Raw genomic sequence first — 26,129 nt, forward strand, 5'->3', positions numbered from 1 at the left:
TCTGAAGAAAAAAGCACCCCGCGCGCGCTGCGCGGGGTGCTTTTTTCTTTGCGGGCACGCGTTGTGGCTGCTCAGTCGGCCTTGATGTTGGCCAGCTTCACGATGCGAGCCCACATGTTGCGCTCGTTGCTGCCCAGCGTGGCCAGCTCGGCCCCGCTCATGACCACCGCCTTGGCGCCCTGGTCTTCGGCGCGCTTTTTGAAGTTGTCGGACTCCACCACCTGCCTGATGGCCAGCGACAGGCGATTCTGCAGGTCGTTTGATAGGCCGCTGGGCCCGTAGACCGCAAACCAGGACGAGGCCACCAGCGGCACGCCGGCCTCGGTGGCCGTGGGTATGTTGGGCAGGGCCGCCAGGCGCGTGCGCCCGGTCACCATCAGCGCTTTCAGTTTGCCGGCACGGATGTGCGGCAGCAGCGGCGGCGGCGTGGTGATGGTGAAGTCCACCGTGCCGGCCAGCAGGTCATTGAGCGCCGGGCCTGTGCCGCGGTAGGGGATGTGCACCAGGTAGGTCTTGGTCAGGTCCTTCAGCAGCTCGGTGGTGACATGCTGCAGCGAGCCGTTGCCGCTGGAGGCGTAGTTGATGCGCGCCGGGTTGGCTTTGGCGTACCGGAGGAATTCGGCGAACGTGTTGGCCGGAAAGTCGGCGCGCACCACCATCAACTGCGGCGCATCGATCAGGTGGCCGATGGGCTTGAGGTGGGTGGCGGGATCGAACCCCGGCATCGGCTGGATCAGCGGCGTGATGCACTGGTAGCCCGAGTACTGCACGAGCAGGCTGGAGCCGTCCGTCGGGCCACGCGCAACCAGTTGGCCGGCAATGTTGCCATTGCCGCCACTGCGGTTGTCCACAATCACGGAGGTTTGCAGAATCTTGCCCAGCGGCTCGGCCAGCATGCGCGCGGCGATGTCGGTGGTGCCGCCGGCCGCCGCGGGCACGACCAGGGTGAGGGGTTTGCCGGCGAGCTGCGCACGCACCGGGCTGAGCCAGGCGGCCGAGGCGAGGCCGGCGACCGTCACAAAGGTACGGCGGGAAATTGGGGTGCTGGGGGTCATGCTTGTCTCCTGGGATAGTTGTAGGGGCCTGTTCAGGCCGGTTCGGAAATCTCGATCAGGTTCAGGTCCGGGTCGCGCACATAGACCGAGCGGATTTTCTGCGTCGCGCCGGTGCGCAGGACCGGGCCTTCGATGATGGGCCAGTGCTCGCGCTCAAGACGGGCAATCACCTCTTGCAACGGCACGCTCGCGAGGAAGCACAGGTCCAGCGCGCCGGGTACCGGCCGATGCGCCTTGGGTTCGAATTCGCGGCCCTTGACGTGCAGGTTGATTTTCTGCTGGCCAAAGCGCAAGGCCTTGCGTTCCACGGGCGGCGTGCCGCCCACGAAGGTCTCCAGCGTCATGCCCAGCACCCGGGTGTAGAAGTCCACGCAAGCCGTTTCGTCGGCGGTGGTCAACACCAGATGATCGAGGTGATCAATCACGCGAACTGCTCCCGCAGGGCTGCTACAAACTCCGGCGCCGGATGCAGGTCTTCAGTGCGTCCCGCCTTGGCGACCTGGCCCGGTACTTCGTGGCCGACGATGTTCGGCATTTGCCGCGCCACTGCCAGCAGCTTGGGCAAATCAATGCCGGTGTCGTAACCCATGGCGGCCAGCATGTGGATGGCGTCCTCGCTGCTGATGTTGCCGCTGGCCCCGGGCGCATAAGGGCAGCCGCCCAGGCCGCCCAGTGAGCCGTCAAAGCGCGTGATGCCGCCCTGCACGCCGGCCAGCAGGTTGGCCAGGCCCATGCCACGCGTGTTGTGAAAGTGCAGAGTCAGCTGCAACTGGGCAAAGCGCTGCTGCAGTGCCTCCACCATGCGGCTGACCTGGGCCGGATGCGCCATGCCGGTGGTGTCGCAAATCGTGACGCCGCGCACGCCCAGGTCGGCAAAGCGCTTGACCCAGGCCAGCACGCTTTCCTGCGGCACCTCGCCTTCCATCGGGCAGCCAAAGCAGCAGGACAGCGAGACGTTGATGGGGGTTCGGCCATCGACACGCTGGATCACTTCCGACAGCGCTGCAAAGCTGTGCGCCATCGGCATGCGCAGGTTGGCCAGGTTGTGCGTTTCGGAGGTGGACATGACGAGGTTGAGCTCATCGGCCCTGGCCTCCAGCGCGCGCTCTGCGCCGCGCAGGTTGGGCACCAGCACTGTGTACTCGACGCCGGGCACGCGGCGTATGCGCCCCATCACCTCGTCGGCGTCGCGCAGCATGGGGATGGCCTTGGGCGAGGTGAAGGAGGTGACCTCGATCTTGGCATAGCCGCATTCGCTCAGGGCATCGACCAGCGCCACCTTGCTGTCGGTCGGGATGAATTCCGGCTCGATCTGGAAGCCGTCGCGCGTGGCGACCTCGTTGAAGAAAATCCGTTTCATGACACGATGCCCTTGTCTTTCAGTCCCTGGATCTGTTCGGGCGTTAGGCCCAGTTCCCGCAGCACAGCGTCGGTGTCCTGGCCCAGCGTGGGTGCGTTGCGTCGGTGGCTGCCCGGTGTGAGCGAGAGCTTGGGCGTGATGCCGGGCACGGCCAGCGTACTGCCGTCGTCCATCTGCACGCTGTCCAGCATGCCGCGCGCCAGGTAATGCGGGTCGGCCGCGATGTCGGCCACGGTGTAGATGCGGCCGGCGGGTACCGAAGCCCGGTCCAGTGCCGCCAGTACTTCGTCCACGCTCAGCTCCGCGGTCCACCGGCCGATCGCCGCGTCAATTTCGGCGACCCGCGCTACGCGGCCAGCGTTGTCCGCCAGCGCCGGATCGGTCCCGAGGTCGTTGCGGCCTATGGTGGTCATGAGGCGCTTGAAAATGCTGTCGCCGTTGCCGGCGATCAGCGCGTAGCCCTCGTCCTTGCAGCGGTAGGCATTGCTGGGCGCGATGCCGGGCAGGGCGCTGCCGGCCGGGCCGCGCACGGCGCCAAACGCGCTGTACTCGGGCAGCAGGCTTTCCATGCAGTTGAACACCGCTTCGTAGAGCGCCACGTCGATCACCTGGCCCTGGCCCGATACGCGGCGATGCTGCAGCGCCAGCAAAATGCCGATCACGCCGTGCAGCGCGGCCAGCGTGTCGCCGATGCTCACGCCGACGCGCACCGGCACGCGGCCCGGTTCAGCGGTCAGGTGGCGCAGCCCGCTCATGGCCTCGGCGACCACGCCAAAGCCCGGCTTGTCGCGGTAGGGGCCGGTTTGCCCGTAGCCGCTGATGCGCAGCATGATCAGGCGCGGGTTGAGCTTGAGCAGTTCGTCGGGCCCCAGCCCCCAGCCTTCCATGGCGCCGGGCCGGAAGTTTTCGATCAGCACGTCGGACTCGGCCGCGAGCCGACGCACGATGTCCTGGGCCTCGGGGCTTTTCAGGCTAAGGGCCACCGAGCGCTTGTTGCGCGACTGCACCTGCCACCAGACCGAGGTGCCGTCCTTGAGCAAGCGCCATTTGCGCAGCGGGTCGCCGGCGCCGGGGGTCTCGATCTTGATGATGTCGGCGCCGAAATCGGCCAGCGTCTTGGCGGCGAAGGGGCCGGCAATCAGCTGGCCAAGCTCCAGGACTTTCAGGCCGGCCAGCGGGCCTGGGGCGGCATTCGCCGGGGTGGGGGTTTCAGTGGGGACCATGGCGGGCAGTGTGCCGCCGCAGGCCTGTCCCGTCCATTACTGCTTTGGGGGCTTGGCTTTCGCATTTTGCGAAGGCTGAACCAGAAAGGCGATCAGCGCGCTGATGCCCGCATCGCTCTGGCCCGGCGGGCTGGCCACCAGCAGGCGGCGCCGCGCCCAGGGGTCGGTCAGCGGGCGCCAGCTCAGCTTCATCGCGCGCATGATGGGCAGGGCCGCCGCTTTGGGCAGCACGGCAACTCCCAGCCCCGAGGCCACCATGTGGCAGACCGCGTCAAAGCTGCGCACCTGCATGCGCAGCTTGAGCGGCCGGTTTGCGGCCAGCGCCGCCTGCTGCTGCTTTTGCAGCATGGCGGCCCCGGCGGTCAGGCTGATCCACTCCTCGTCCAGCGCATCGGTGAACGCCAGCGGCGACTTGCCCGCCAGCCGGTGTTGGGCGGGCAGGACCAGCACCAGTTCATCGTGGCGAAAGAGCTGGGTGTCCAGCCCGGTCGTGTCCGGCCCTTCGACGAACACCGCGACATCGGCCCGGCCTTCGCGCAGCGTGGCCACCACCACTTCCGACACCTGTTCTTCCAGGTCGACATGCACCTGGGGATGCAGTTCGCCATAGCGTGCCAGCAGCGGCGGCAGGAACTGGCTGATGGCGGCGCTGCTGGCGCACAGCCGGATGTGGCGCGCAATGCCTTGCCGCAAATCGGCGAGTTCACCCGCGAGTTGTTCCATTGTTTGCAGCAGGGTGAGCCCGTGCTTGACGAACACCCGGCCCGCAGCGGTGGGGAGCAAGCCGCGTGCATGGCGCTCAAACAGCGTATCGCCCAGCGCGCTTTCCAGTTCACGGAGGCGCCGGCTGGCCGCGGCCAGTGCCAGATGTGCCGTGCGTGCGGCGGCGGTCAGGCTGCCGGTCTGGGCGCAGGCCACCGCCAGGCGGATCGACACCAGATCAAACCGGGCCAGGTTCATGCGGTGCTTACGCGGGCGGCTATCAACGCTGCGGGACTCATGCCTTCGTTTTGGCCGCGGGCTTCCTGGCGGTAGGCGTTGGGGCGATCAGCACGTCCAGGTTCTTGACGATCTCTTCCTCGATCTTTTCCTTGAAGGCGCCGAGCAGAAAGCCCAGCTTGGCGTTCAGCTCGAAGCTGTCCTTGGTCACCGTCAGCGTGCCGTTGACGCCCGAACGGCTGAAGCTGACAAGGTCTGTGGTCTGGCCTTCCTCGTAGGTGCAGGCCATGGCGAGTTTTTCTTCGACCAGCTCGGCCCACTGGAAAGCGATCTTGCGCGCCTGCGGCAGGCCGAGGGCGTGCCCGCGTTCGATGTGGATGTCAGCCATTCGCGTTTCCTTGTGCTTGATTCTGAGGCTCGTCGTGAGGGGCCAGCGCCTTGAGTTGCTGGTGTCGTTCTTTTTTGGGCAGTTCGGCCAGGCGCTTCACCGCATCATAAAACCGTTCCCAGTCCTGGCCTTCGCGCTGGAACAGGGCCTCAAAGCCGGGCACCAGTTCATCATAGGCGGCCTGCGCGCCAAACGAGGCATTGTTGGCCTGGGCCACCCAGGCGTCGTAGCCGGCATAACCGCCCCAGGCGGCTTTGAGCTGGGCGTACTGCTGCTTGAAGTCTGAAAGCGCTATGCTTTTCATAGCCATTTGCGGAGCTCTGGCGGGGGCTTCCGCCCAATTCAAGTCATAAATTCCAGCCAGCCTGCGGCGCGTGGCCAGCGTCAGCGCGCGGAACTGCTGGCGTCGCTCTTCGGACCGGGCGTAAGCCCGGTGGGCATCGTCATGGGCCTCGCGGCTTAGCCAGCGCTGGCTGCCCATGCGTTCGACCGCCGTGGCAAAGGACTCGTTGAACATGGTGTCGCCCGGGACGTAGATCACCTGGTGGGCCAGTTCGTGAAAGATCAGGCGCGCCAACTCGCCCTCCGGGGAGCCTATGAAGGTGTTGAGCAGCGGGTCGCCGCCGGCCCAGTTCATCCAGCCCAGGGTGGAATAGGCCGGCACGCCGTACATGTTGACCTCCCAGCCTTCGGCTTTGAGCCGTTCGGCTTCGGCGAGGGCCTCGTCCTCGTTGAAGTAACCGCGGTAGCCGACGCAGCCGGCGACCGGAAAACACCAGGTCTTGAGCGTGAGCGACAGCTCAGGGGCGGCGACCACGTTCCAGACCACGGCCTTGCGCTGCAGGTCGGCGTAACGGTTGTAGCTGGGGTTGTCGGGCAGCTTCAGTTCCGTGACGGCAAAGCGGCGAATGCGCTGCGCCAGCGCCAGCCGTTTTTTGAGCTGGGCCGGGGTTTGGGTGTCGCTCAGCCAATCATCCACCGGCCGGGCGGCGTAAAGCATTCCCAAATGCCCGCTGGCCGATTGCCAGTAGTAGCCCAGGTCGGCGCAGCCGGCCATGCCGGCTGCGGCCAGACCCGCCGCCAGTGCTGCCCTGAGTCCCTTCAATGCCATGGCAACTCTCCATTTCACATCGCCTGCGGCTCCGGTGCTGCGGCCAACAACTGAACCTCGACCAGGCAGTCGTAAAACACCGGGCCGCGGCCCAGGTCGGTCAAATGCTGGCTGGTGAGCTGGTTCACATTGGTGCCATCCAGCCCCAGCTTGCGCCACCAGATGCCCATGCCGTTCACCACGCCGGGCCGGGCGCGGCGTGACACCTCGGCCTTGACGCGGTACTCGCCGCGCTGGTTGAACACCTTGACGATGCTGCCGCTATGGATGCCGCGCGCGGCGGCGTCCTGTTCGTGCATCTCCAGCAGCGGTTCACCCTCGATATCGCGCAGGCTTTTCACATTGACAAAGCTGGAGTTGAGGAAGTTCCGCGCCGGCGGCGAAATCATGGCCAGCGGAAACTCAGCCGAGGAACCCGGCGTTTCATGGTTGGGCACATGGTCGGGCAGGCCGTCCAGGCCCTGGGCCGCCAGCCGCGCGCTGAAGAACTCGCAGCGGCCTGAAGGAGTCGGGAAGTTGCCCTCGGCGAAGGGTGCATCGGGCAGCTTCAAAGTGGCAAAGCCCTGGTCCAGCAATTCCTGAAAATCGACCTTGTCGCCATAGACCGCACGGCACAGCGTTTCGTCCGTGTCGGAAAAGCAGCTGTCGGTAAAACCCATGTGCACCGCCAGTTCGCGAAAAATCTGCGTATTGGGTTTGGCCTGGCCCAGCGGTGCGATGGCCGGGCGATTCAGCAGGGCATCGGTGTGGCCATAGGCGCTGTGCACATCCCAATGCTCCAGCTGGGTGGTGGCGGGCAGCAGGTAGTCGGCATGGTCGGCGGTGTCGGTCTGGAAATGCTCCAGCACCACGGTGAACAAATCCTCGCGCGCAAAGCCCTGCACCACCTTGCCCGATTCGGGCGCGACCGCCACCGGATTGCTGTTGTAGACAATCAGCGCCTCGATTTTCGGGCCGAACTGCGGCGAGCTTTCACGCAGCAAATCGTCGCCAATCGTGCTCATGTTGATGGTGCGCGGCCGGCGCCCGGCCAGCAGCTCGGGCCGCTGCAGCGCGGCCTTGTCGACCGGAAATTGGCCCGAACTGCTGAGCAGCACGCCACCGGCCCGGTGCCGCCAGGCGCCGATCAGCGCCGGCAGGCAGGCCACGGCACGCGCCGCATTGCCGCCACCGCGCACGCGCTGCATGCCGTAGTTCAGCCGGATGGCGGCCGGTTGCCGGTTGACAAAACACTGGCCGTAGTCGCGCGCCAGGGCTTTGATTTGTTCCACCGGCACGCGGCAGACTGCGGCGGCACGCTCGGGTGGCCATTGCAGCGCGCGTTCCTTCAGTGCCGGCCAGCCCAGGGTGTGGCGGGCCAGGTAGTCGTGGTCCAGCCAGTCGTGGCTGATCAACTCGTGCATCAGCGCCAGCGCCAGCGCGGCATCGGTGCCGGGCAGCAGCGCGATGTGTTCATGGCATTTTTCGGCGGTTTCGCTTTTGCGCGGGTCTATGCAGACCATCCGGGCGCCGTCGCGCTTGGCCTGCTGCGCATAGCGCCAGAAGTGCAGGTTGCTGCCAATCGGATTGCTGCCCCAGATGATGATGAGCCTGGACTCGGCAAAAAACTCGACCTTCATGCCAACCTTGCCGCCCAGGGTTTGCGTGAAACCTTCGCCGCCGGCGGTGGCGCAAATGGTGCGGTCCAGCAATGAGGCGCCGAGCCGGTTGAAAAAGCGCGCCGCCATGCTTTCGCCTTGCACCTGGCCCATGGTGCCGGCGTAGCTGTAGGGGACGATGGCCTCGGGGTCGCGCGCCGCGATGGCTGTCAGGCGGCTGGCAATGTCGCTCAGTGCCGCCTCCCAGCTGACCGGCTCAAACTGGCCGCTGCCCTTGGGGCCGACGCGTTTGAGGGGCTGCAGCAGGCGTTCGGGGTGGTAGGTGCGTTCGGTATAGCGCGAGACCTTGTTGCACAGCACGCCGCCGGTGTGGGGGTGCTCGGGGTTGCCCTGCACCTTGATCGCCACGCCGTTTTCCACGGTCGTCAGCAGCGAGCAGGTGTCGGGGCAGTCGTGCGGGCAGGCGCCGCGCACCTGTGCTGGCGATAAATCGGATGGCAATGCGGATGCCGGGGCGGGGACGATGCGGGTGGGGAGGCTCATGCGGCAACTCTATCCGGGATTGAAAAGCCGCTGGGGGAGTGCGCCATCCGCAAGCTCAGTAGGCACTGGCGTCAGGCGATGGCCCGCGTGGCCACCAGTCCACGCATGAAGTCCTCGCAGCGGGCCAGCTGCTCCAGGCTGACATATTCATCGGGCTGGTGCGCCTGGTTGATGCTGCCGGGGCCGCAGACCACGGTGGGGATGCCCGCGCTTTTGAACAGACCCGCCTCGGTGCCGAAGGCCACCAGCGTGGTGCGCTGGGCGCCCGCCAGGCGCTGCGCCAGCCGGGTCACGGCATCGCCGGCAGAGCCCAGAAAAGCCGGCACTTCGCAAATCGTCTCAAAGCTGAAGCCGGCCTCAGGTGCTATTTTTTTCATAGCTGGTTGCGCCCGTTCCGAAAAGGCTACGACCTCTTTTTGCATGGAAACGGCATCGGCGGTGGGCAGGTTGCGGAATTCATAGCGGAATTCGGCGTCGCGCGGCACCACGTTGTCGGCAATGCCGCCGTGGAACTGGCCGACGCTGGCCGTGCTGAAGGGCACGTCAAAGCCCTCGTAGCGCGGCTCGTTGGCCTCAAAGCCTTCGGCCATGTCGCGCAGCTTGCCGACCACGCGCGCCGCCATCTCGATGGCATTGACCGACTGCGGCGTCAGCGAGGAGTGTGCTTCCTTGCCGCGCACGCAGCATTTGTAGCGGTACACGCCCTTGTGGGCGGTGGCCGGCACCATGCTGGTGGGCTCGCCCACGATGCAGGCCAGCGGCGCAATGCCGGCGTCCTTCATGTCGGCGATCAGTTCCTTCACGCCCAGGCAGCCGACTTCCTCGTCGTAGCTCAGGGCCAGGTGCACGGCAAAGGGCGCGGCGCTGTTCAGGAAATCGCCGGCATGGGCCAGCGCCATGCCGATAAAGCCCTTCATGTCGCAGCTGCCGCGGCCGTACAGCCTGCCGTCCTGGATCGCGGCCGAGAGCGGGTCTCCCGTCCAGTCCTGGCCGTCCCAGGGCACGGTGTCGGTGTGGCCCGACAAAATGATGCCGGCCGGCTTGCCCTCGCCCAGGGTGGCAAACAGGTTGGCCTTGGTTTTGTCGGCGCTGGTGGTGAGGCGGCTGGCCACGCCCAGCTTTTGCAGTTCATCGCGCACAAAATGAATCAGCGCCAGATTGCTGTTGTGGCTGACCGTGTTCATCTGCACCAGGGTCTGGATCAGTTGCAGGGCGCGGGGGGAGGGGGTGAGGGCAGGCGTCATGGCCATATTTTGGGCCTATTTGGGTCCTGTTTGGGGCCTGTTTGGGTCGCCCGGCGCGGCCGCGGACCGCAAGCTGCTCAGTTATGCTCGAACCTTGCTTCCAGGCCGGAAGCCTATCTTCTCTCATTGATGCCTTCTTTTTCCACCTTCCTGCTGGCGTTGATCCGCCTCATGCGGCCGCACCAGTGGCTCAAAAATACCTTTGTGTTTGCCGGTCTGGTGTTCAGCCACAACTGGTTTGACCAGGCGCTGGATGGGCGCGTGCTGCATGCCTTCGCCGCGTTTTGCTGCACTTCCAGCATGGTTTACATCCTCAACGACTGGCATGACCGCGCCAGCGATGCCCTGCATCCCCGTAAACGCGGGCGTCCGCTGGCCAGCGGCCTGGTTCCGGCGCCGGTGGCGCTGGCGCTGGCGGCCCTGCTGCTGGGCGGCGGCCTGATGCTGGCGGCGGGAAACCGCAGCCTGCTGGCCCTGCTGGGCGTGTATGTGGCGCTCAACCTGGCCTACTCCTGGCGGCTCAAGCAGGTGCCGGTGGTCGATGTGTCCATCATTGCCGCGGGTTTCATGCTCAGGTTGCTGGCGGGCACGGTGGCCGTGGGCGTGCCGCCCTCGCGCTGGCTGCTGCTGACCGGGGTTTTTCTGACCCTTTTCCTCGGCTTTTGCAAGCGCAAGGCCGAGAGTTTCCATGACGAGACCAGCCAGCGCGCCGTGCTGGCGCACTATCCCGCGGCGCTGCTCGACACCTTTATGGCCGTCACCATGACGGCCACGCTGACCACCTACAGCCTGTTTGCGACCAGCCTCGAGGCGCAGCTGCAGCACGGCGAGCGCCTGCTTTACACCGTGCCGGTCGTGATCTTTGGCATGTTGCGCTACACCTACCAGGTGCACCGCGGCCATGGCGAGGACGTGGCGCGCGACCTGCTGCGGGATGTGTGGATTCTGGCCGCCGGCCTGGCCTGGCTGGCCATCTTTCTGGGGCACCGGCTGTGACGGACCCCCGCGGGCAGCCGGGGGGCGGCGCCGTGCCTTTCAAGCTGCCCGTCAAACAGCTCTTGCTCGTGCTGGGCCTGGTGGCGACGGCCTACGCCGCGGCGCTGCTGCTCTGGGGCGACAGTCCCAAGACCTCGCTGGCCCGCCTGTGGTCCTGGACGGGGCTGCAGGCCGGCGCCTTGTGCCTGCTCAATTACGGGCTGCGCGGATGGCGCTGGCGGCGCTGGATGGCGCATTACGGCCGGCATTTTGGCCCGCTGCAAGGCCTGCGCCTGTACCTGGCGGGCTATGCCTTCACCCCGACGCCGGGCAATGTCGGCGAGGCCGTGCGTGGCCTGATGCTGGCCCGCCAGCCCCTGGGGGCCAGGCAAAGCCTGGCCATTTTCGGTGCCGAGCGGCTGGCCGACCTGCTGTGTCTGCTGCTGCTGTGCATTCCGGCGGGCCTGTGGCTGCTGGGCAAGGGCGAGGTCCGCACGGCAGCGCCCTGGCTGCTCGGGCTGGCGGCTGTAGGGGGCCTGGCCGTCTGCGTGGGCCTGGCGCTGCTATTGCGGCACTTCGCTGCGGTGTTCCGGCGGCATCCGTGGCTGCAGGAGGCCTGGCACTGCCTGGCGCTGCGTCCCCTGGTCTGGTTCGTGCTGACGCTGGCGGCGTGGGCGGCGCAAGGGGTGGCGGTCTGGCTGGTTTGCCGGGACATGGCGCTGCCGGTGGACCTGTTCACGGCCACGGGTTTTTACGCGCTGGCCATGGTGGCCGGCGCGCTGTCGGCCCTGCCCGCCGGGCTGGGCGGCACCGAAGCCGTGCTGACCGGTCTGCTGGTGGCGCAAGGGGCGTCGCCCGGTGACGCCCTGACGATGACCGTGCTGGTGCGCCTGCTGACCCTGTGGCTGGCGGTCGGACTGGGCGTCATGGCCTTGCTTTATAGTGCGGCCATTCATAAGGAAATCAGTTTTCGGTAGAACGCGCGGGCGGCTGCCCGCTCGCCGTCTTGCTGCCGCGCTTGCCCTGCGCTTCCCGTCCCTTTTCGCCCCCACCGCCCAGATGAACGCCATACCCCAGAATCCCCCCCTTGCCGATTTCCCCACCACCCTGAGCCGCTGGCTGCTGGGCGTGGGGCTGGCGTCGCTGCTGCTGCGGCTCTGGATTGCCGTGACCTTTCCCGTGACCGGGGACGAGGCCTTTTTCTACTGGTGGGGCGTTTTCCCGGCCTGGGGTTACTCGGACCATCCGCCCATGGTGGGCTGGCTGATTGCCCTGATGCGGGCCACCGTGGGCGACAGCCTGCTGTCGATTCGCCTGCCGGTGGTCTTGCTGCCGCTGGGGCTGGGGGCGGCGCTGTGGTGGGCGCTCGAGCCGCTGGACCGCGTGCGTGCGGCCTGGGCGGTGCTGTTCTTCTGGCTGACGCCGCTGAACTGGCTCAATGTACTGATCACCACCGACACGCCGCTGATCTTCTGGTCGGTGTTGTCGGTGGCGGCCCTGATGCGGGCCGAGCGCCGTGAACAGCTGGACCGCGCCGCCTATGGCCTTTACGCGCTGTCGGGCGTGTTTTTGGGCTGCGCGTTTTTGTCCAAGTACTTCTCGGTGGTGCTGGGCTTGACCTACCTGGTGTACTTTGCGCGCTACCGCCGCGAGCGCTGGTCTGGCCTGGCACTGATGGTGTTCTGCGCGCTGCCCGCCCCGGCCATCAACATCGCCTACAACATGTCGCATGGCTGGTCGAACATCATGTTCAACCTGTACAACCGCAATGAGGGCGCGCAGTTCGAGTGGCGCAAGCCCCTCATGTACGTGGGCATGATGGCCTACCTCATCACGCCGGCCGTGCTGTGGCTGGCGCTGCGGCATCGCCGGGCGCTGCTGGAAACGGCGCGGACCCAGGCGCCCATCCCGCGTTTGCTGGCCTGCCTGGTGGTGGTGCCGCTGCTGTTTTTTGCATTGCTGTCGTTCAAGAAGGTGATTGGCCTGCACTGGGTGCTGTCGTTTTACCCCTTTGGCTTTGCCCTGCTGGCATTTGCCTTGCCTCTGGACAAGCTCAAGACCTGTGCCAAGGGCATGGCCTGGTTTGCCGGCCTGCATGTGCTGGTCGTGGCGGGGCTCTACATGACCCATCTGGACACCTGGCGCAACACCAAGATCTACCCGCAAATCGTGCGCAGCTACAAGACGGCCGAGATACTGCAGAAAGTCACCAGCCCCGGCACCGTGCTGATGGCCGACTCCTACACGGCCGCCGTCATTTACGCCTATGAGCGGCGCCAGTACACGCCGGTGTTTGGCGTCGGCAAGTACCACGCGCGGCAGGATGATGCGCTGGTGGACTTCTCGCTCTACCAGGGCAAAACCATCAGGGTGATCACGCCGGATGTGCCCAACATGGGCGAGTTCTCGCCTTATTTTGAGTCGGTGCGCCAGTTCAGCATCACGCAGGACGGCGTGCCCTTTTATGTGGTGGAAGGCACGGGCTTCAAGTACCAGGCCTACCGCGAAGGCGTGCTGGGCGAGGCCTACCGGCTTTTCTACAACATCCCGAGCTGGCTGCCCATGACCGGTTGCCCCTTCTGCGAACGCTATTGCGGACAGCTGCGATGCTCCCGGTAAGCCCCCCGGTGATCGCCGCCTTTGACTTCGACGGCACCCTGACCCGCGGCGACTCGTTCAGGCCTTTTCTGGCGCGCGGCCTGGGCTGGCCCCGTTTCTTGTGGGCCATGCTGAGGTGTTCGCCCTGGCTGGCGGGCTACGCGCTGCGCCTGGTGCCCAACAATGTGGCCAAGCAACGTGTGATGCGGGCGACGCTCACGGGACGAACGAGCGCAGAGATGGACGAATGGACCACGCGCTGGCTGGCCCGGGACTTTCCCGGCCAGCTTCGCGAATGGACGCTGCAGCGTCTGGAGTGGCATCGGAAGGAAGGGCATTGCTGCGTGCTGGTGAGTGCTTCGCCCGACATCTATCTTCCGGCCGTGGCCCGCCAACTGGGCTTTGACGACCTGATCTGTACCGAGATGGAAGTGCAGGGCGATGGAGAAGGCCGCCGCCTGACCGGCCGCATGCGCACGCCCAATTGCTACGGCGAGCAGAAGGTGCTGCGCCTGAATGCCTGGGCGGCGGCGCGTTTTGGCGCGGCGTCTGTGGGCGATATGCCGCTCTACGCCTATGGCGACACGGCGGGCGACATTCCCATGCTGCGCCTGGCCCGGCACGCCTGGTACCGGGGCCAGCCATGGCCAGCGTAAAGGCGGACCGCTGATGCGGTGGATGCCGCCACGTGGGTCGTGCTGGTTCGCAGGGCGTAGCCGGCCAATTCACTGAATTTTTGGGCTGTTTAGGCCTCCAGCCCAAGCAGAGCGGGTGTAGATAGCTATCAAAAAATGAGTAAAAGAGAAGGTCGGCGCTCCTTGCGGCGCGTCGGTTCGATGGTCTTTTTCGGCGCTTGAGCCCTCAGTCTTCCAGCTCGGCTTTTGCCATTTCCACATCCAGCCGTTCGGCGGCGTCCACCGGCTGGCTGGCGGCGGCCTGCTCGTAGAGCCTGGTGGCCTCTTTCATTCTTTTGTCGCCTTCGAGCATGACCATGCCGTTGGCGTACTCGACCATGGCGATGGCGGATGCCGGGTTCAGTTTCAGCCCTTCCCTGTAAAGCGAGAGGCCGATGTCTTTTTTGGCGCCATAAGTCATGCCGCCAATCAGCGAGCCGACCTTGTCGATCACCTCGGCATGAAAAGACGCCAGCGCGATGTGGGCGTCGCCATGCTTGGGGCTAAGCTTGATGGCCTGCTCCAGCGCCTGCTTGACCTTGCCGCCCAGGCCCTGCGCCAGCGCCTTGGCCACGCTGATACCCTGGCTGTAGCGCCCCAGGGCATAGGCCTGCCAGTACCAGGCATTGGCATTTTTCGGGCCTTGGGCCTGCTGCGCCTCGGCGCGCTGGGCGACTTCCAGAAAGAGTTCCAGCTTGGTCTTTTCCCTGGCTTCCAGGTAGTTGGCATAGATGCTGGTGGCCTTGTTGGCGACCGTGATGCCATCGCCGCCCAGTTTCAGGCCGGCCTCGGCCGCCTTCTGGAACTCGCCGTTATGAAACAGCACCCAGGCCTGCAGCACGGCAGTTTCTTGGGGCAGCGGTTCGCAGTCGCCCTGGTGCAGGCGGGCCCAGTTCTTCTTCAGGCTGGTGGCGTCAAATGCGTAGTCGCCAGCGTGGGGAAAAGCCGTCCATTTGGCCATGGGTGTCTCCTTGAATGGTGTTTTTTGATGTTGGCTCGGGGCCTGCCCGTTCAGGCGGGCTGGCCGGCGGGGCTGCTGTAGGCGCCGACCAGGGCCTGCAAATGCGCGCGCTGGTCTTGTTCCAGGTAGGGGATCAGCAGGTTCAGCACATGGTGCGCGCCCCGCATCAGCGCGGCCTGGGCGTTGGCGGGCTCCAGTGCATTGCGCGGGTCGCGAACGTATTCGAAGCTGAGCCAGTAAGTAAGCACTACCACCATGCTGGTGGCCGTGGCCTCCACCTCGCGCGAATCGATGCGCATGGCGCCGGCGCGGCTCATGCCGTCCAGCAAGGACTTGACGGCGCGGGTCTTGTTTTTGAGCACCCACTGGAAGTGGGTTTCCAGGCGGCGGTTCTTGCTCAGCAGGTCGTTGAGGTCGCGGTACAAAAAGCGGTATTGCCAGATCAGCTCAAACAGCGTGTGCATGAAAAACCAGGCGTCCTCGACGTTGCGCACCCCGTCGCTGGCATTGAGCAGTTCGCTCAGGGCGCGCTCGTAGCGGTCAAACAGCGAATTGATCAGCTCATCTTTGGCGGGGTAGTGGTAGTAGAGGTTGCCGGGGCTGATGCTGAGTTCGGCGGAAATCAGCGTGGTCGAAACATTGGGTTCGCCAAAGCGGTTGAACAGGTCCAGCGTGACCTCCAGAATGCGCTCTGCTGTGCGGCGTGGCGCTTTTTTCGCCATAGGTGTCTGCCTTGTTTTGTTGTTTTGTACTCTAACCCAGCGCCCGGTCGCGCGAAACTAGGGTAGTCCAGCAGGCGCGCTGGCCGGGCACAGGCGTAAAAAAAGGGACTTGAAGTCCCTTTTCAAGGTCGCTGGTCGCGCAAAGTAGCGCTCAGGCCGATTTGCGCGGGGCCGGGCGCTTGGCTGCGGCCGGTTTGGCGGAAGGGTTGGCTGTCTTTTTGGCCGCAGCCGTTTTGCTGCTCATTTTCTGCACGCTCTTGCTGAGTTCATCAACGCGTGCCGCCAGGGCCTCCACGTCCTTGGCCGAAGGCACGCCAAGCTTGTTCAGCGCCTTGGCAACGCGCTCTTCGAAGATGTTTTCCAGCTTGTCCCAGCGTTGGCCCGCCTTGGACTGGATGTCGGTCGCCATGCTGGCCATTTTGCTGCTGGCTTCAGAGAGCTTTTCTTCGGCAACGGCCTGGGTCTTGCGCTGGATGGAGAGGCCTTCCTTGACCAGGGTTTCAAACACCTTGCCGCCTTCTTCCTGGGCCTTGGAGAAAGCCCCCAGGCCGGCCAGCCAGATTTGCTGGGCCGACTCCTTGACCGCGCCGGACAATTGCGGGCCCGCTTTTTTTTCGTCGCTCATTTTTTGCAGTTTCTTGACCATGGTGACTCCAGACTGATTTTGGTTTTGGAATGTTGCGCAGGCCATATGCCGCGCACATCGGAAAATATAAATCCTCTGTGGACCAGGGTTTAGGGGCCGGGTTCTAGAAAGCTGGATGCGCCGCTCAAGCGCGGGTTTTTGCTGAATGGGGCTGGCCCGGGTTCAAGCAAGAATCGGCTTTCCTTTCGCTTTCCTTTTCTTTCCATTTGGCAGCTCAGCGGAGAACACGCAATGCATTATTTCGTCACAGGGGCCACAGGCTTCATTGGCAAACGCCTGGTTAAAAAGCTCCTGGAACGAAAAGGCGCGACCGTCCATTTCCTGATCCGCCAGGAGAGCGCCGGCAAAGTGGCGGCGCTGAGGGCCTTCTGGGGCGTGGGCGCTGCCCGGGCCATCGCCGTGCAAGGCGATCTGACCCGCCCAAAGCTGGGCGTCAGCAGCGAAGACATCAAAAGGCTGAAAGGCGAGATCACCCATTTCTACCATCTGGCGGCGGTCTATGACCTGGGCGCCGACGAGGAAAGCCAGACTGCCGTCAATATCGACGGCACCCGCAACACGGTGGAGTTTGCCAAGGCCGTTGATGCAGGGCACTTCCATCATGTGAGTTCGATTGCCGCGGCCGGCCTCTACGAGGGCGTGTTCCGCGAAGACATGTTTGAAGAGGCGGAAAACTACGAACACCCGTACTTCAGAACGAAGCATGAGAGCGAAAAAATCGTGCGCAAGGAGTGCAAGGTGCCCTGGACGGTGTTCCGTCCCGCCATGGTGGTGGGCGACAGCGCCACCGGCGAGATGGACAAGATCGACGGCCCTTACTACTTCTTCAAGCTCATCCAGCGCATGCGGCAACTGCTGCCGCCCTGGATGCCGGCCGTGGGGCTGGAGGGCGGGCGCGTCAACATTGTTCCGGTCGATTTCGTGGTGGACGCGCTCGACTGGATCAGCCATCAAGAGGGTATCGCCAAAAAGTGCTTCCATCTGGTGGATCCCGTGGGGTATCGCGTCGGTGACGTGCTCGACATTTTCAGCAAGGCGGCGCATGCGCCGAAGATGAACCTCTTCGTCAATGCGGCCTTGTTGGGTTTCATCCCGCGCGGCGTCAAGAAAAGCCTGATGGCCCTGGCCCCGGTCAGGCGCGTGCGCAATGCCGTCCTGGCCGACCTGGGGCTGCCCGAGGACATGCTGACCTTCGTGAATTACCCGACGCGCTTCGACTGCCGCGAAATGCGGGCAGCACTGAAAGGTTCGGCGATTGAATGCCCGAACCTGAAAGACTACGCCTGGCGCCTCTGGGACTACTGGGAGCGTCACCTCGACCCCGACCTGCACATTGACCACACGCTCAAAGGGACTGTCAGCGGCAAGGTGGTGCTGGTCACCGGCGGCTCGTCGGGCATAGGCCTGGCGGCCGCCCACAAATTTGCCGAGGCCGGCGCCATCACCCTTATTTGCGGCCGCGACCAGGACAAGCTTGACGAGGCCTGCAAGGAAGCGAAAGCCAGGGGCTACAGTTTCGTCGCCTACCCGGCCGACATTGCCGACATGGCGGACTGCGACCGATTTGTCACAACCCTGATCGCCAACCACGGCGGCGTCGATTTCCTGATCAACAATGCCGGGCGTTCCATTCGCCGCGCCATTGAAGCCAGTTACGACCGGTTTCATGATTACGAACGCACGATGCAGCTCAATTATTTTGGCTGCCTGCGGGTCACCATGGGTTTATTGCCGGGCATGGCGGCCAAACGCAGGGGGCATGTGGTCAATATCAGCTCCATCGGGGTGCTGACGAATGCGCCGCGCTTTTCCGCCTATGTGGCCTCCAAAGCCGCCCTGGACGCCTGGACACGTTGCGCCTCCAGCGAATTTGCCGATGTGGGCATCGGCTTTACCACCATTAACATGCCCCTGGTGCGCACACCCATGATTGCGCCAACCAATCTGTATAACAACGTGCCAACCTTGTCTCCCGAAGAGGCCGCTGACATGATTGCGCAGGCCTGCATTTTCAAACCGGTGCGTATTGCGACTCGCCTGGGTATAACCGGGCAGTTAATGCACGCCCTGGTGCCGCGCATCGCACAGATCGCCATGAACACCAGCTTTCGCATGTTCCCGGACTCATCTGCCGCCAAGGGGGAGAAGGGCGCCAAGTCGCATTTGTCGGCTGAGGCTGTCGCCATGCAGCAGATGATGCGCGGGATTCATTTTTAAAGCCACGCGCTGATTGCCGCGCATCCTGCGGGATTTTCAGATCAGGAAGTCCTGCTTGGTTCGGCCGGCCGCCAATTGGGTCGCCAGCCATGCCGGTGTCTTGCCACGGCCGGTCCAGGTCTTTCCGCTGGCGGGATCCTTGTATTTGGGCGCGACAACAATGCGTTTGTCATCCGATGAAGCCCGCTTTGCGGGCGCCTTGCCCGAAAATCCCAATTCCGAAGCCGTCAAGCCATGGGTCTTGATAAGCTCCCTGGCTGCCGCGATGGCCTGAGTGCGTTCGGTTTTTCGCTCTTCATCCAGCTTTTTGCGAAGCTCATTGACTTTGGCTTCGGCTTCATTGATTTGTTGCTGTAATTGGCTAAGAGTCGACATGAAGATATTTCCTCGTAAAAATCTGGAGATTATTAATCCCAAAGAGGGAGGGCTGCTGATTCAACACAACGCCAGTGTATTTTATTGTTTTCATCGCTCTATTGGTTTGCCGGATTTTAATAAGGTTTTTTTGTGGCCTTCTAGGGTGTTTGATTTGACTGAGTCGCAATTTGTTGAGGATGGCCTTCTTGAATTTTGTTGCCAGCGGCGCCGCCTTTATCCGCGGCAGCTTTGTATCGGACTTTCTTGCATGGTGACGACCAGACTTTCCATCGTTGAAATCTCAAGTGGCCCAGGTGGGTTGGTGGCTCAACTTCTCACATATCTCTGATATTCACACTTGCTACGAATACTCAGGCATCGGCAATTTGTAATAAGGATGTTACTTGTTATGCCGGATTCCACTGGCGCTCCCACTTAGAATCGTGGGCTAAATTTGGTATGAAAAATGGAAGAAACTCAGACCCCCTTGACAACTAGAAATGAGGAAATCGGCCTGCTGGACATGCTGGTTACCGTGGTAGAAAACGCCAAGCTGCTTATCCTGGGGCCATTGCTGGTGGGGCTGTGCGCGCTGGGGATTGGCTTCATGTTGCCTCAAACCTATGAAAGCGTGGCCGTGCTCCAGGCGGAGCGGCCTGTGGACCCTCAAAACACGCCCGTCGGTCTGAATTCCGCAACTGTCGCGAGCCTAATGGCCACTGCTTCGGTTCTGGATCCAGTTGCCGTTACCTTGGGATTGGTTGTCGAAAATGACATTGAGGAAGCGCGTCGCAAGCTGCGAGAGCAAATCAAACCTTCCGTGGGGCGCACTGACAAACTATTGACGCTCACTGTTTCAGCGTCCAGTTCGCAGCAAGCGCAAGCTTTGGCCCGCGCAGTGTTGCGTCAAACCTATATTCAAAGCCGTCCCAAGGGTAGTGACCGTTCTCGGCTGGAAAGTCAATTGGCCGCAGCCAAGACTCGCGCGGAAAATGCACAGAATGCTGCAGTTAGCTTGGCTAAGCGGCTGGAATCGCCGGGGGCGAGCGTCAGTAACGACTTGGCGCGGAGTTATGCGGATCTGCTGACAGTTACCGCAGCGGCCCAAGCACAAGCCACGCGGCTGGAGGCTGAAATAGAAGGCTTGAGCGACGCCCAACTGGTCCAGGAGCCCACTCTGCCGAAGAAAGCCAGTCAGCCCAAAAAAGGCTTGATGGCCATTGGTGCGACGCTGGCGGTGGGGCTGGTGCTCATGCTCTTTGTTTTTGTGCGGCAAGCGTTGCGTAACACGGCGGCAAACGCCCGGGTTGCCGGGAAGTTAGCGCGTATTCGCCAGTCGCTGGGTCTTAAATAAAGTCCTCAAGGCCCGGGGTGATGAGGGCCGCCCAGGGCTTTACAGTACGGATGTACCCACCATCACAGCAACCAAGCGGCTTAATGCCGGGTAATTGAACACCCTATGACCATTCTCGTCTCCGGCGGCGCCGGCTTCATTGGTGCCAACTTCGTGCTCGACTGGCTGGTGCATTCCAGTGAACCCGTCATCAACCTCGACAAGCTGACCTACGCCGGCAATCCTGAAACCCTGGCCAGCCTGCAGGGTGATGCGCGGCACGTCTTTGTGCAAGGCGATATTGGCGATACCGACCTGGTGGCCAGCCTGCTGGCCAAACACCAGCCTCGGGCCGTCATCAACTTTGCCGCCGAAAGTCATGTGGACCGCTCCATCCACGGCCCCGAAGACTTCATCCAGACCAATATCGTGGGCACCTTCCGCCTGCTGGAGGCCGTGCGCCATTACTGGAATGGTCTGTCATCGGATACCAAAACCGGTTTCCGCTTCTTGCATGTCTCCACCGACGAGGTCTATGGCTCGCTCAATGCGGGTGAGGCCGCCTTCAGCGAAACCCACCGCTACGAGCCCAACAGCCCTTACAGCGCTAGCAAGGCCGCCAGCGACCACCTGGTGCGCGCCTGGCACCACACCTACGGCCTGCCGGTGCTTACCACTAACTGCTCCAACAACTACGGCCCCTACCATTTCCCCGAAAAGCTCATTCCCCTGATGATCGTCAACGCCCTGGCGGGCAAAGCCCTGCCGGTGTATGGCGACGGCATGCAGATCCGTGACTGGCTCTACGTGAAGGACCACTGCAGTGCGATACGTGAAGTGCTGGCGCACGGCCGCGTCGGGGAGGTCTACAACATAGGCGGCTGGAACGAAAAGCCCAACATCGAGATCGTCAAGACCGTCTGCGCCCTGCTCGATGAGCTGCGCCCCAAAGCAGACGGCGGCAGTTACAGCACCCAGATCAGCTACGTCAAGGATCGCCTCGGCCACGACCGGCGCTACGCCATCGACGCCAGCAAGATAGGGCGCGAACTGGCTTGGCGCCCGGCCGAAACCTTCGAGACCGGCATCCGCAAGACCGTGCAGTGGTACCTGGCCCACCCCGAATGGGTGGCGCATGTGCAAAGCGGCGCCTACCGCGACTGGGTGCAGACCCAGTACGCTGGAACGGCCGAAGCATGAAAATCCTGCTTCTTGGCAAAAAAGGCCAGGTCGGCTGGGAGTTGCAGCGCAGCCTGGCCCCGTTGGGCGAGCTCATCGCGCTGGATCGCCACAGCCCTGAGCTTTGCGGTGACTTGGCCGACTTGCAAGGCCTGGCTCAAACCGTGCAAACGGTACGCCCCGACGTTATCGTCAATGCCGCCGCCCACACCGCCGTGGACAAGGCTGAAAGCGAGCCAGAACTGGCCCGCCTCATCAACGCCACCGCGCCCGGCTTGCTGGCGCAAGAAGCCAACAAGCTCGGCGCCTGGCTGGTGCACTACTCCACCGACTATGTGTTTGACGGTAGCGGTAGCCGCCCCTGGACGGAAACCGACACGCCCGCACCGCTCAACGTCTACGGCCAGACCAAGGTCGAAGGCGAGCAACTGATTGCGGCAAACTGCAAGAATTACCTCATCTTCCGCTCCAGCTGGGTCTATGCGGCGCGCGGCGACAACTTTGCCAAAACCATGTTGCGCCTGGCGCAGGAGCGCGAACGCCTCACCGTCATTGACGACCAGTGGGGCGCACCCACCGGCGCCGAGCTGATTGCCGATGTGACGGCCCACGCCATTCGCCACATCCTGCAGCGCCCCCAGGATGCGGGCCTCTACCATCTGGCGGCCAGTGGCGAAACCACCTGGCATGGGTATGCAAAACACCTTATAGCCCAAGCAGGACGGGTGCAGCATGCTATGAAAATAGTGGCAAGAGAAGTTACCTCCGTGCCTGGAAGTGCCTTCCCTACGCCGGCTAAGCGCCCGCATAACTCCCGGCTCGACACCACCAAACTTCAAACCACCTTCGGTTTGGGCCTGCCCAGCTGGCAGCAGGGTGTGGACCGCATGCTGAATGAGATATCGACTATATGAGCATCAATTGATGCAATAATTGATGCCTAAAAAAGGTTTTTCATGCGTACCACCATCAATCTTGACGATGAACTGCTAGCCCAAGCCCAGCTCATGAGCGGTTTGACTGAGCGCACTCAGTTATTGCGCGAAGCGCTGCTGGCACTGGTGCAGCGCGAGAGCGCTCGCCGCCTCGCCAAGCTTGGGGGTACACAAGCCCAGTTGCAGCCCATCCCTCGCCGGCGGGATGTTTCTGCATGATGCTGGTAGACACTTCCGTTTGGATTGACCATTTCAGGCATGGCGACGCAACATTGACGACTGCACTCGAAGCAGGACAAGTCGGGATGCATTCATTCGTGCTGGGTGAGTTGGCTTGCGGCAATTTGCGCTCGCGTGTCGAGGTGCTCAGCCTGCTGCAGGCGCTCCCCCCCATGCCAGTGAGTACCGACAAGGAGGTGCTGTTTTTTATTGACCAGCATGAATTGATGGGGCGAGGCATCGGTTACGTGGACGTTCACCTGCTGGCATCCGCCCGACTGGGTGGCACCCTGCTTTGGACCAGAGACAAGAGGCTCCACGCCGTTGCAACTGAACTGGGCTTGGCGCATGCCGAAACGCAGCACTGACAATCAAAAACAAAGAAAAATATGACCTCACGCAAAGGCCTCATCCTCGCCGGTGGCTCCGGCACCCGGCTGCACCCGGCAACCCTGGCCATCAGCAAGCAGCTGCTGCCGGTGTACGACAAGCCCATGATTTATTACCCGCTCAGCACCCTGATGCTGGCCGGCATCCGCGACGTGTTGATCATCAGCACGCCGCAAGATACTCCGCGGTTTCAACAACTGCTGGGCGACGGCAGCCAGTGGGGCATGAACCTGCAATATGCCGTGCAAGCCAGGCCGGACGGCCTGGCGCAGGCCTTCCTCATTGGCGAACAGTTCGTCGGCAACGCCCCCAGTGCCCTGGTGCTGGGCGACAACATCTTCCACGGCCACGACTTTCAGGGCCTGTTGGCAGATGCCAACCAGCAAGGCAGCGGCGCCACCGTGTTCGCCTACCATGTGCAAGACCCCGAGCGCTACGGTGTGGTGGCCTTCGATGCCATCGGCAAGGCCAGCAGCATTGAAGAGAAGCCGCTCAAGCCCAAGAGCAGCTATGCCGTCACAGGTCTGTATTTCTACGACAAGCAGGTGGTGGACATCGCCAAGGCCGTGAAACCCAGCGCCCGCGGCGAGCTGGAAATCACCGCCGTCAACCAGGCCTATCTGGAAAGCGGCCAGCTCAATGTGCAGATCATGCAGCGCGGCTATGCCTGGCTGGACACCGGCACGCACGAGAGCCTGCTCGAAGCCGGCCAGTTCATTGCCACGCTGGAGCGCCGCCAGGGCCTGAAGATTGCTTGCCCGGAAGAGATCGCCTGGCGCACCGGCTTCATCACGTCCGAGCAGCTTGAAAAGCTGGCCCAGCCCCTGGCCAAGAATGGCTATGGCCAGTACCTGCTACATCTGTTGACGGACGAAAACAAGGCATGAAGGTCACGCCCACTGCCATTCCTGACGTGTTGATCATCGAACCCAAGGTGTTCGGCGATGCCCGCGGCTTCTTTTATGAAAGCTTCAACCAGAAAGTTTTCAACGAAGCCACAGGTATCAATCAACAGTTTGTGCAAGACAACCATAGCCGCAGTACCAAAGGTGTGCTGCGCGGCCTGCACTACCAGATCCAGCAGCCCCAGGGCAAGCTCGTGCGCGTGGTGCGCGGGGCGGTGTTTGATGTTGCGGTGGATATCCGAAAGGGTTCGTCCACATTTGGCCAATGGGTGAGCGCCGAGCTGACAGAAGAAAATCGGAAACAGGTGTGGGTTCCTCCAGGGTTTGCACATGGATTTCTGGTCCTCAGTGAGAGTGCTGACTTTCTGTACAAGACCACCGATTACTATGCTCCTGAGCATGAGCGATGCCTTGCCTGGAACGATCCCTCTATCGGGATTGATTGGCCTATCGACACGCCGCCCAGCGTTTCGGCTAAAGATCTGCAAGGACTGACGCTTTGCGATGCTGAGACGTTTTAATGTGGTTGGTGTGATGCGACTACGGCTCAACCAAGAACGGCGGGCCGTGCTAGGTGGGTGCGCTGTGCGCCCATGTGCCGCTAAGGTGAGGAGGGCCTGGCCGCGTGGGATAGGGCCGGAAAATGGCCAGACCTCGAAAATTGTCAACGTCTAATCGTTATCGTTTGCTATCAAATTAGGAGCTTCATCCATCATGGCACAACCCATCTACGTGACCCAACCCTACCTCCCTCCGCTGGAAGAGTTCACACCGTACCTGGAAAAAATCTGGGCCAATAAAATCCTGACCAATGGTGGCCCCTTTCATCAGCAACTTGAGCAGGCTTTGTGCGATTACCTGGGCGTTAAGCACCTGGCGCTCTTTACCAATGCCACCATCGCGCTGATTACGGCACTACAGGCCCTGCGCATCACAGGCGAAGTCATCACCACACCCTATTCATTCGTAGCCACAGCCCATTCGCTGTTGTGGAACGGCATCAAGCCCGTATTTGTGGATGTGGACCCGCGCACGCTAAACCTGGACCCTTCTAAAATTGAGGCGGCCATCACGCCGCAGACCACGGCCATCATGCCGGTGCACGTGTATGGCCACCCGTGCGATGTAGAGGCCATCCAGAAGATTGCTGACAATTACAACCTGCGCGTGATCTACGACGCAGCTCATGCATTTGGCGTACAAGATGCGGGTGGTAGCGTACTGCGGCATGGCGATCTATCCGTGCTGAGTTTTCATGCTACCAAAGTATTTAATACCTTTGAAGGTGGCGCGATCATTTGTCCCGATGCCAAGACCAAAATGCGCATCGACCAATTGAAGAACTTTGGCCATGCTGGTGAAATCACCGTGGTGGCGCCTGGTATCAACGGCAAGATGAGCGAGATTAACGCTGCGTTTGGCCTGTTGCAATTGCAACACATAGACCAGACGCTGGCCCTGCGCAAGGAAATCGATGCCACTTACCGCGAACTGCTCAAGGACGTAAAGGGAATTCACTGCCTACAGGATGCTGGTGAAAAAGTTGCCAATTACGCATATTTTCCGATTCTGGTGGAAGCCGATTACCCGATTAGCAGAGATGAGCTATATCAGAAACTGCGGGATAACAACATCTATTCCCGTCGCTATTTCTACCCGCTGATCTCGGAGTTTCCGATGTATCGAGGACTGCCGTCGGCGCAACGGGATAACTTGCCAGTGGCTTTCGATGCTGCGCAACAGGTACTCTGCCTGCCTATCTATCCGGCTTTGGAGGTTGCGCACATCGAAACTATCGCCCGACTGATTGCGCAATAAATGCATACAGAAAGACTTGTTGCGAAGTGGGCAGGCATATGAAAGCAGCCATCATGCAGCCGTACTTCTTGCCCTACATCGGCTACTTTCAGCTCATCAGCTCGGTTGATTTGTTCGTCGTGTATGACAACATCAAATACACCAAGAAAGGCTGGATCAACCGTAACCGCATGCTGCAAAATGGTAAGGACGTCATGTTCTCGCTGCCGTTAAAGAGCGATTCTGACTATCTGGATGTGTGGGAACGGGAACTGGCGGCGGACTTCAGTCGCGACAAATTGCTGAATCAATTCAAGGGAGCGTACCGACGCGCGCCGTACTTTGCTCAGGCATTCCCGCTGATTGAGCAGATCGTTCGGCACGATGAGCCCAACTTGTTCAAGTTCATTCATAACTCGATCGTCAGAACTTGCGAGCATCTGGGTATCACGACGGAGATCCGGATCTCATCGGACATCGCGATTGACCATAATTTGAAGAATCAGGAAAAGGTGCTCGCTTTGTGCGAAGCGGTCGGTGCTAGTACTTATGTGAACGCGATCGGCGGGATGGAGCTTTACTCCAGGGCCGAGTTCCGGACACTTGATATCGAACTGAAATTCATCGAGTCCAAACCGTTCAAGTACGCACAGTTCGACAACGAATTTGTCCCTTGGCTCTCGATCATCGACGTGTTGATGTTCAACCCGCTCGACGCCATCCGGGAATGTATTAATTCGAACTATGAGCTGATCTGATC

28 protein-coding genes are annotated in these 26,129 nt (G+C 62.3%); 15 read left to right on the forward strand and 13 right to left on the reverse strand.

Going from position 1 to position 26,129, the window contains the following annotated elements; translation table 11 throughout:
• Positions 1-71 precede the first annotated feature (71 nt).
• The 9 genes from PJE01S_RS00950 to argE form a co-directional block, all read right to left on the reverse strand.
• A complete protein-coding gene (locus PJE01S_RS00950) occupies positions 72-1,055 on the reverse strand; it encodes a Bug family tripartite tricarboxylate transporter substrate binding protein (protein WP_068831261.1) in 984 nt (327 codons plus the stop codon).
• Between the two features lie 32 nt (positions 1,056-1,087).
• Positions 1,088-1,480, reverse strand: coding sequence for a VOC family protein (locus tag PJE01S_RS00955; RefSeq protein WP_068831262.1), 393 nt, complete (start codon positions 1,478-1,480; stop codon positions 1,088-1,090).
• A complete protein-coding gene (locus PJE01S_RS00960) occupies positions 1,477-2,415 on the reverse strand; it encodes a hydroxymethylglutaryl-CoA lyase (protein ID WP_068831263.1) in 939 nt (312 codons plus the stop codon). The genes PJE01S_RS00955 and PJE01S_RS00960 overlap by 4 nt, the downstream gene beginning before the upstream one ends.
• The gene (locus PJE01S_RS00965) at positions 2,412-3,638 is read right to left on the reverse strand and encodes a CaiB/BaiF CoA transferase family protein (protein ID WP_068831264.1); all 1,227 of its coding nucleotides are present in this window, start codon (positions 3,636-3,638) and stop codon (positions 2,412-2,414) included. Before PJE01S_RS00965 ends, PJE01S_RS00960 begins: the two co-directional genes overlap by 4 nt.
• A gap of 36 nt (positions 3,639-3,674) precedes the next feature.
• On the reverse strand, positions 3,675-4,598 hold the full coding sequence (locus tag PJE01S_RS00970) for a LysR family transcriptional regulator (protein ID WP_068831265.1): 924 nt from the start codon (positions 4,596-4,598) through the stop codon (positions 3,675-3,677).
• 37 nt (positions 4,599-4,635) lie between these two features.
• Positions 4,636-4,965: a polyhydroxyalkanoic acid system family protein gene (locus tag PJE01S_RS00975; protein WP_068831266.1), complete on the reverse strand. Its 330-nt coding sequence runs from the start codon at positions 4,963-4,965 to the stop codon at positions 4,636-4,638.
• Positions 4,958-6,076 carry an aminopeptidase gene (locus PJE01S_RS00980; RefSeq protein WP_068831267.1) on the reverse strand — a complete coding sequence of 373 codons (1,119 nt, stop codon included), beginning with the start codon at positions 6,074-6,076 and terminating at the stop codon, positions 4,958-4,960. The genes PJE01S_RS00975 and PJE01S_RS00980 overlap by 8 nt, the downstream gene beginning before the upstream one ends.
• A gap of 14 nt (positions 6,077-6,090) precedes the next feature.
• Positions 6,091-8,217, reverse strand: coding sequence for a molybdopterin-containing oxidoreductase family protein (locus PJE01S_RS00985; protein ID WP_068831268.1), 2,127 nt, complete (start codon positions 8,215-8,217; stop codon positions 6,091-6,093).
• Positions 8,218-8,288: 71 nt separating this feature from the next.
• Complete coding sequence (argE, locus tag PJE01S_RS00990; protein ID WP_068831544.1) at positions 8,289-9,461, reverse strand: acetylornithine deacetylase; 1,173 nt, start codon at positions 9,459-9,461, stop codon at positions 8,289-8,291.
• 129 nt (positions 9,462-9,590) lie between these two features.
• On the opposite strand from argE, the gene PJE01S_RS00995 reads away from it, so the two are divergent.
• From PJE01S_RS00995 to PJE01S_RS01010, 4 genes are all read left to right on the forward strand, one after another.
• Complete coding sequence (locus PJE01S_RS00995; protein ID WP_068831269.1) at positions 9,591-10,457, forward strand: decaprenyl-phosphate phosphoribosyltransferase; 867 nt, start codon at positions 9,591-9,593, stop codon at positions 10,455-10,457.
• On the forward strand, positions 10,454-11,413 hold the full coding sequence (locus tag PJE01S_RS01000) for a lysylphosphatidylglycerol synthase transmembrane domain-containing protein (protein WP_068831270.1): 960 nt from the start codon (positions 10,454-10,456) through the stop codon (positions 11,411-11,413). Before PJE01S_RS00995 ends, PJE01S_RS01000 begins: the two co-directional genes overlap by 4 nt.
• Positions 11,414-11,495: 82 nt before the next feature.
• A complete protein-coding gene (locus PJE01S_RS01005; protein ID WP_068831271.1) occupies positions 11,496-13,055 on the forward strand; it encodes an ArnT family glycosyltransferase in 1,560 nt (519 codons plus the stop codon).
• On the forward strand, positions 13,043-13,690 hold the full coding sequence (locus PJE01S_RS01010; protein WP_068831272.1) for an HAD family hydrolase: 648 nt from the start codon (positions 13,043-13,045) through the stop codon (positions 13,688-13,690). The genes PJE01S_RS01005 and PJE01S_RS01010 overlap by 13 nt, the downstream gene beginning before the upstream one ends.
• A 205-nt stretch (positions 13,691-13,895) precedes the next feature.
• Here PJE01S_RS01010 and PJE01S_RS01015 read toward each other — a convergent pair whose 3' ends face one another.
• The 3 genes from PJE01S_RS01015 to PJE01S_RS01025 form a co-directional block, all read right to left on the reverse strand.
• On the reverse strand, positions 13,896-14,669 hold the full coding sequence (locus tag PJE01S_RS01015) for a hypothetical protein (protein ID WP_068831273.1): 774 nt from the start codon (positions 14,667-14,669) through the stop codon (positions 13,896-13,898).
• 50 nt (positions 14,670-14,719) lie between these two features.
• Positions 14,720-15,391 (reverse strand): TetR/AcrR family transcriptional regulator, encoded by a 672-nt coding sequence (locus PJE01S_RS01020; protein ID WP_068831274.1) that lies wholly within the window; start codon positions 15,389-15,391, stop codon positions 14,720-14,722.
• 151 nt (positions 15,392-15,542) lie between these two features.
• Complete coding sequence (locus PJE01S_RS01025; protein WP_068831275.1) at positions 15,543-16,037, reverse strand: phasin family protein; 495 nt, start codon at positions 16,035-16,037, stop codon at positions 15,543-15,545.
• Between the two features lie 231 nt (positions 16,038-16,268).
• Here PJE01S_RS01025 and PJE01S_RS01030 point away from each other — a divergent pair, with 231 nt between their 5' ends.
• Positions 16,269-18,254, forward strand: coding sequence for an SDR family oxidoreductase (locus PJE01S_RS01030; protein WP_068831276.1), 1,986 nt, complete (start codon positions 16,269-16,271; stop codon positions 18,252-18,254).
• 36 nt (positions 18,255-18,290) lie between these two features.
• On the opposite strand, the gene PJE01S_RS01035 is transcribed toward PJE01S_RS01030, so the two are convergent.
• Positions 18,291-18,629 (reverse strand): H-NS histone family protein, encoded by a 339-nt coding sequence (locus tag PJE01S_RS01035; RefSeq protein ID WP_068831277.1) that lies wholly within the window; start codon positions 18,627-18,629, stop codon positions 18,291-18,293.
• On the opposite strand from PJE01S_RS01035, the gene PJE01S_RS24940 reads away from it, so the two are divergent.
• The 10 genes from PJE01S_RS24940 (at position 18,628) to PJE01S_RS01080 (ending at position 26,127) form a co-directional block, all read left to right on the forward strand.
• Positions 18,628-18,960 carry a hypothetical protein gene (locus PJE01S_RS24940; RefSeq protein ID WP_157090184.1) on the forward strand — a complete coding sequence of 111 codons (333 nt, stop codon included), beginning with the start codon at positions 18,628-18,630 and terminating at the stop codon, positions 18,958-18,960. The two genes, PJE01S_RS01035 and PJE01S_RS24940, sit on opposite strands and share 2 nt — an antisense overlap.
• A gap of 117 nt (positions 18,961-19,077) precedes the next feature.
• On the forward strand, positions 19,078-19,965 hold the full coding sequence (locus PJE01S_RS01040; protein WP_068831278.1) for a Wzz/FepE/Etk N-terminal domain-containing protein: 888 nt from the start codon (positions 19,078-19,080) through the stop codon (positions 19,963-19,965).
• Between the two features lie 105 nt (positions 19,966-20,070).
• The gene (gene rfbB, locus PJE01S_RS01045; protein WP_068831279.1) at positions 20,071-21,144 is read left to right on the forward strand and encodes a dTDP-glucose 4,6-dehydratase; all 1,074 of its coding nucleotides are present in this window, start codon (positions 20,071-20,073) and stop codon (positions 21,142-21,144) included.
• Positions 21,141-22,037 carry a dTDP-4-dehydrorhamnose reductase gene (gene rfbD, locus PJE01S_RS01050; protein ID WP_068831280.1) on the forward strand — a complete coding sequence of 299 codons (897 nt, stop codon included), beginning with the start codon at positions 21,141-21,143 and terminating at the stop codon, positions 22,035-22,037. The genes rfbB and rfbD overlap by 4 nt, the downstream gene beginning before the upstream one ends.
• Before the next feature lie 42 nt (positions 22,038-22,079).
• On the forward strand, positions 22,080-22,277 hold the full coding sequence (locus PJE01S_RS01055; protein ID WP_068831281.1) for a type II toxin-antitoxin system VapB family antitoxin: 198 nt from the start codon (positions 22,080-22,082) through the stop codon (positions 22,275-22,277).
• The gene (locus PJE01S_RS01060; RefSeq protein ID WP_068831282.1) at positions 22,274-22,645 is read left to right on the forward strand and encodes a type II toxin-antitoxin system VapC family toxin; all 372 of its coding nucleotides are present in this window, start codon (positions 22,274-22,276) and stop codon (positions 22,643-22,645) included. Before PJE01S_RS01055 ends, PJE01S_RS01060 begins: the two co-directional genes overlap by 4 nt.
• A gap of 21 nt (positions 22,646-22,666) precedes the next feature.
• Complete coding sequence (rfbA, locus tag PJE01S_RS01065; RefSeq protein WP_068831283.1) at positions 22,667-23,554, forward strand: glucose-1-phosphate thymidylyltransferase RfbA; 888 nt, start codon at positions 22,667-22,669, stop codon at positions 23,552-23,554.
• The gene (gene rfbC / locus PJE01S_RS01070) at positions 23,551-24,093 is read left to right on the forward strand and encodes a dTDP-4-dehydrorhamnose 3,5-epimerase (RefSeq protein ID WP_068831284.1); all 543 of its coding nucleotides are present in this window, start codon (positions 23,551-23,553) and stop codon (positions 24,091-24,093) included. The genes rfbA and rfbC overlap by 4 nt, the downstream gene beginning before the upstream one ends.
• A 193-nt stretch (positions 24,094-24,286) precedes the next feature.
• Positions 24,287-25,390, forward strand: coding sequence for a DegT/DnrJ/EryC1/StrS family aminotransferase (locus tag PJE01S_RS01075; RefSeq protein WP_068831285.1), 1,104 nt, complete (start codon positions 24,287-24,289; stop codon positions 25,388-25,390).
• Positions 25,391-25,428: 38 nt separating this feature from the next.
• Positions 25,429-26,127, forward strand: a complete 699-nt coding sequence (locus PJE01S_RS01080; RefSeq protein ID WP_068831286.1) for a WbqC family protein — start codon at positions 25,429-25,431, stop codon at positions 26,125-26,127.
• The last annotated feature ends 2 nt before the right edge of the window (positions 26,128-26,129 follow it).

It is taken from the genome of Polaromonas jejuensis NBRC 106434 (genome assembly GCF_001598235.1).
GTDB lineage: Bacteria > Pseudomonadota > Gammaproteobacteria > Burkholderiales > Burkholderiaceae_C > Polaromonas > Polaromonas jejuensis.

Coding starts and splice junctions, on each gene's coding strand:
- PJE01S_RS00975 (WP_068831266.1), bottom strand. CDS start 4,965: ATGGCTGACATCCACATCGAACGCGGGCACGCCCTCGGCCTGCCGCAG.
- PJE01S_RS01010 (WP_068831272.1), top strand. CDS start 13,043: ATGCTCCCGGTAAGCCCCCCGGTGATCGCCGCCTTTGACTTCGACGGC.
- PJE01S_RS01030 (WP_068831276.1), top strand. CDS start 16,269: ATGCATTATTTCGTCACAGGGGCCACAGGCTTCATTGGCAAACGCCTG.
- rfbA (WP_068831283.1), top strand. CDS start 22,667: ATGACCTCACGCAAAGGCCTCATCCTCGCCGGTGGCTCCGGCACCCGG.
- PJE01S_RS00995 (WP_068831269.1), top strand. CDS start 9,591: ATGCCTTCTTTTTCCACCTTCCTGCTGGCGTTGATCCGCCTCATGCGG.
- PJE01S_RS00965 (WP_068831264.1), bottom strand. CDS start 3,638: ATGGTCCCCACTGAAACCCCCACCCCGGCGAATGCCGCCCCAGGCCCG.
- PJE01S_RS01040 (WP_068831278.1), top strand. CDS start 19,078: ATGGAAGAAACTCAGACCCCCTTGACAACTAGAAATGAGGAAATCGGC.
- PJE01S_RS00950 (WP_068831261.1), bottom strand. CDS start 1,055: ATGACCCCCAGCACCCCAATTTCCCGCCGTACCTTTGTGACGGTCGCC.
- PJE01S_RS00980 (WP_068831267.1), bottom strand. CDS start 6,076: ATGGCATTGAAGGGACTCAGGGCAGCACTGGCGGCGGGTCTGGCCGCA.
- PJE01S_RS01025 (WP_068831275.1), bottom strand. CDS start 16,037: ATGGTCAAGAAACTGCAAAAAATGAGCGACGAAAAAAAAGCGGGCCCG.
- PJE01S_RS01075 (WP_068831285.1), top strand. CDS start 24,287: ATGGCACAACCCATCTACGTGACCCAACCCTACCTCCCTCCGCTGGAA.
- rfbB (WP_068831279.1), top strand. CDS start 20,071: ATGACCATTCTCGTCTCCGGCGGCGCCGGCTTCATTGGTGCCAACTTC.
- PJE01S_RS01080 (WP_068831286.1), top strand. CDS start 25,429: ATGAAAGCAGCCATCATGCAGCCGTACTTCTTGCCCTACATCGGCTAC.
- rfbC (WP_068831284.1), top strand. CDS start 23,551: ATGAAGGTCACGCCCACTGCCATTCCTGACGTGTTGATCATCGAACCC.
- PJE01S_RS01055 (WP_068831281.1), top strand. CDS start 22,080: ATGCGTACCACCATCAATCTTGACGATGAACTGCTAGCCCAAGCCCAG.
- PJE01S_RS01015 (WP_068831273.1), bottom strand. CDS start 14,669: ATGGCCAAATGGACGGCTTTTCCCCACGCTGGCGACTACGCATTTGAC.
- rfbD (WP_068831280.1), top strand. CDS start 21,141: ATGAAAATCCTGCTTCTTGGCAAAAAAGGCCAGGTCGGCTGGGAGTTG.
- PJE01S_RS00970 (WP_068831265.1), bottom strand. CDS start 4,598: ATGAACCTGGCCCGGTTTGATCTGGTGTCGATCCGCCTGGCGGTGGCC.
- argE (WP_068831544.1), bottom strand. CDS start 9,461: ATGACGCCTGCCCTCACCCCCTCCCCCCGCGCCCTGCAACTGATCCAG.
- PJE01S_RS00985 (WP_068831268.1), bottom strand. CDS start 8,217: ATGAGCCTCCCCACCCGCATCGTCCCCGCCCCGGCATCCGCATTGCCA.
- PJE01S_RS01035 (WP_068831277.1), bottom strand. CDS start 18,629: ATGTCGACTCTTAGCCAATTACAGCAACAAATCAATGAAGCCGAAGCC.
- PJE01S_RS24940 (WP_157090184.1), top strand. CDS start 18,628: ATGAAGATATTTCCTCGTAAAAATCTGGAGATTATTAATCCCAAAGAG.
- PJE01S_RS00960 (WP_068831263.1), bottom strand. CDS start 2,415: ATGAAACGGATTTTCTTCAACGAGGTCGCCACGCGCGACGGCTTCCAG.
- PJE01S_RS01005 (WP_068831271.1), top strand. CDS start 11,496: ATGAACGCCATACCCCAGAATCCCCCCCTTGCCGATTTCCCCACCACC.
- PJE01S_RS01020 (WP_068831274.1), bottom strand. CDS start 15,391: ATGGCGAAAAAAGCGCCACGCCGCACAGCAGAGCGCATTCTGGAGGTC.
- PJE01S_RS01060 (WP_068831282.1), top strand. CDS start 22,274: ATGATGCTGGTAGACACTTCCGTTTGGATTGACCATTTCAGGCATGGC.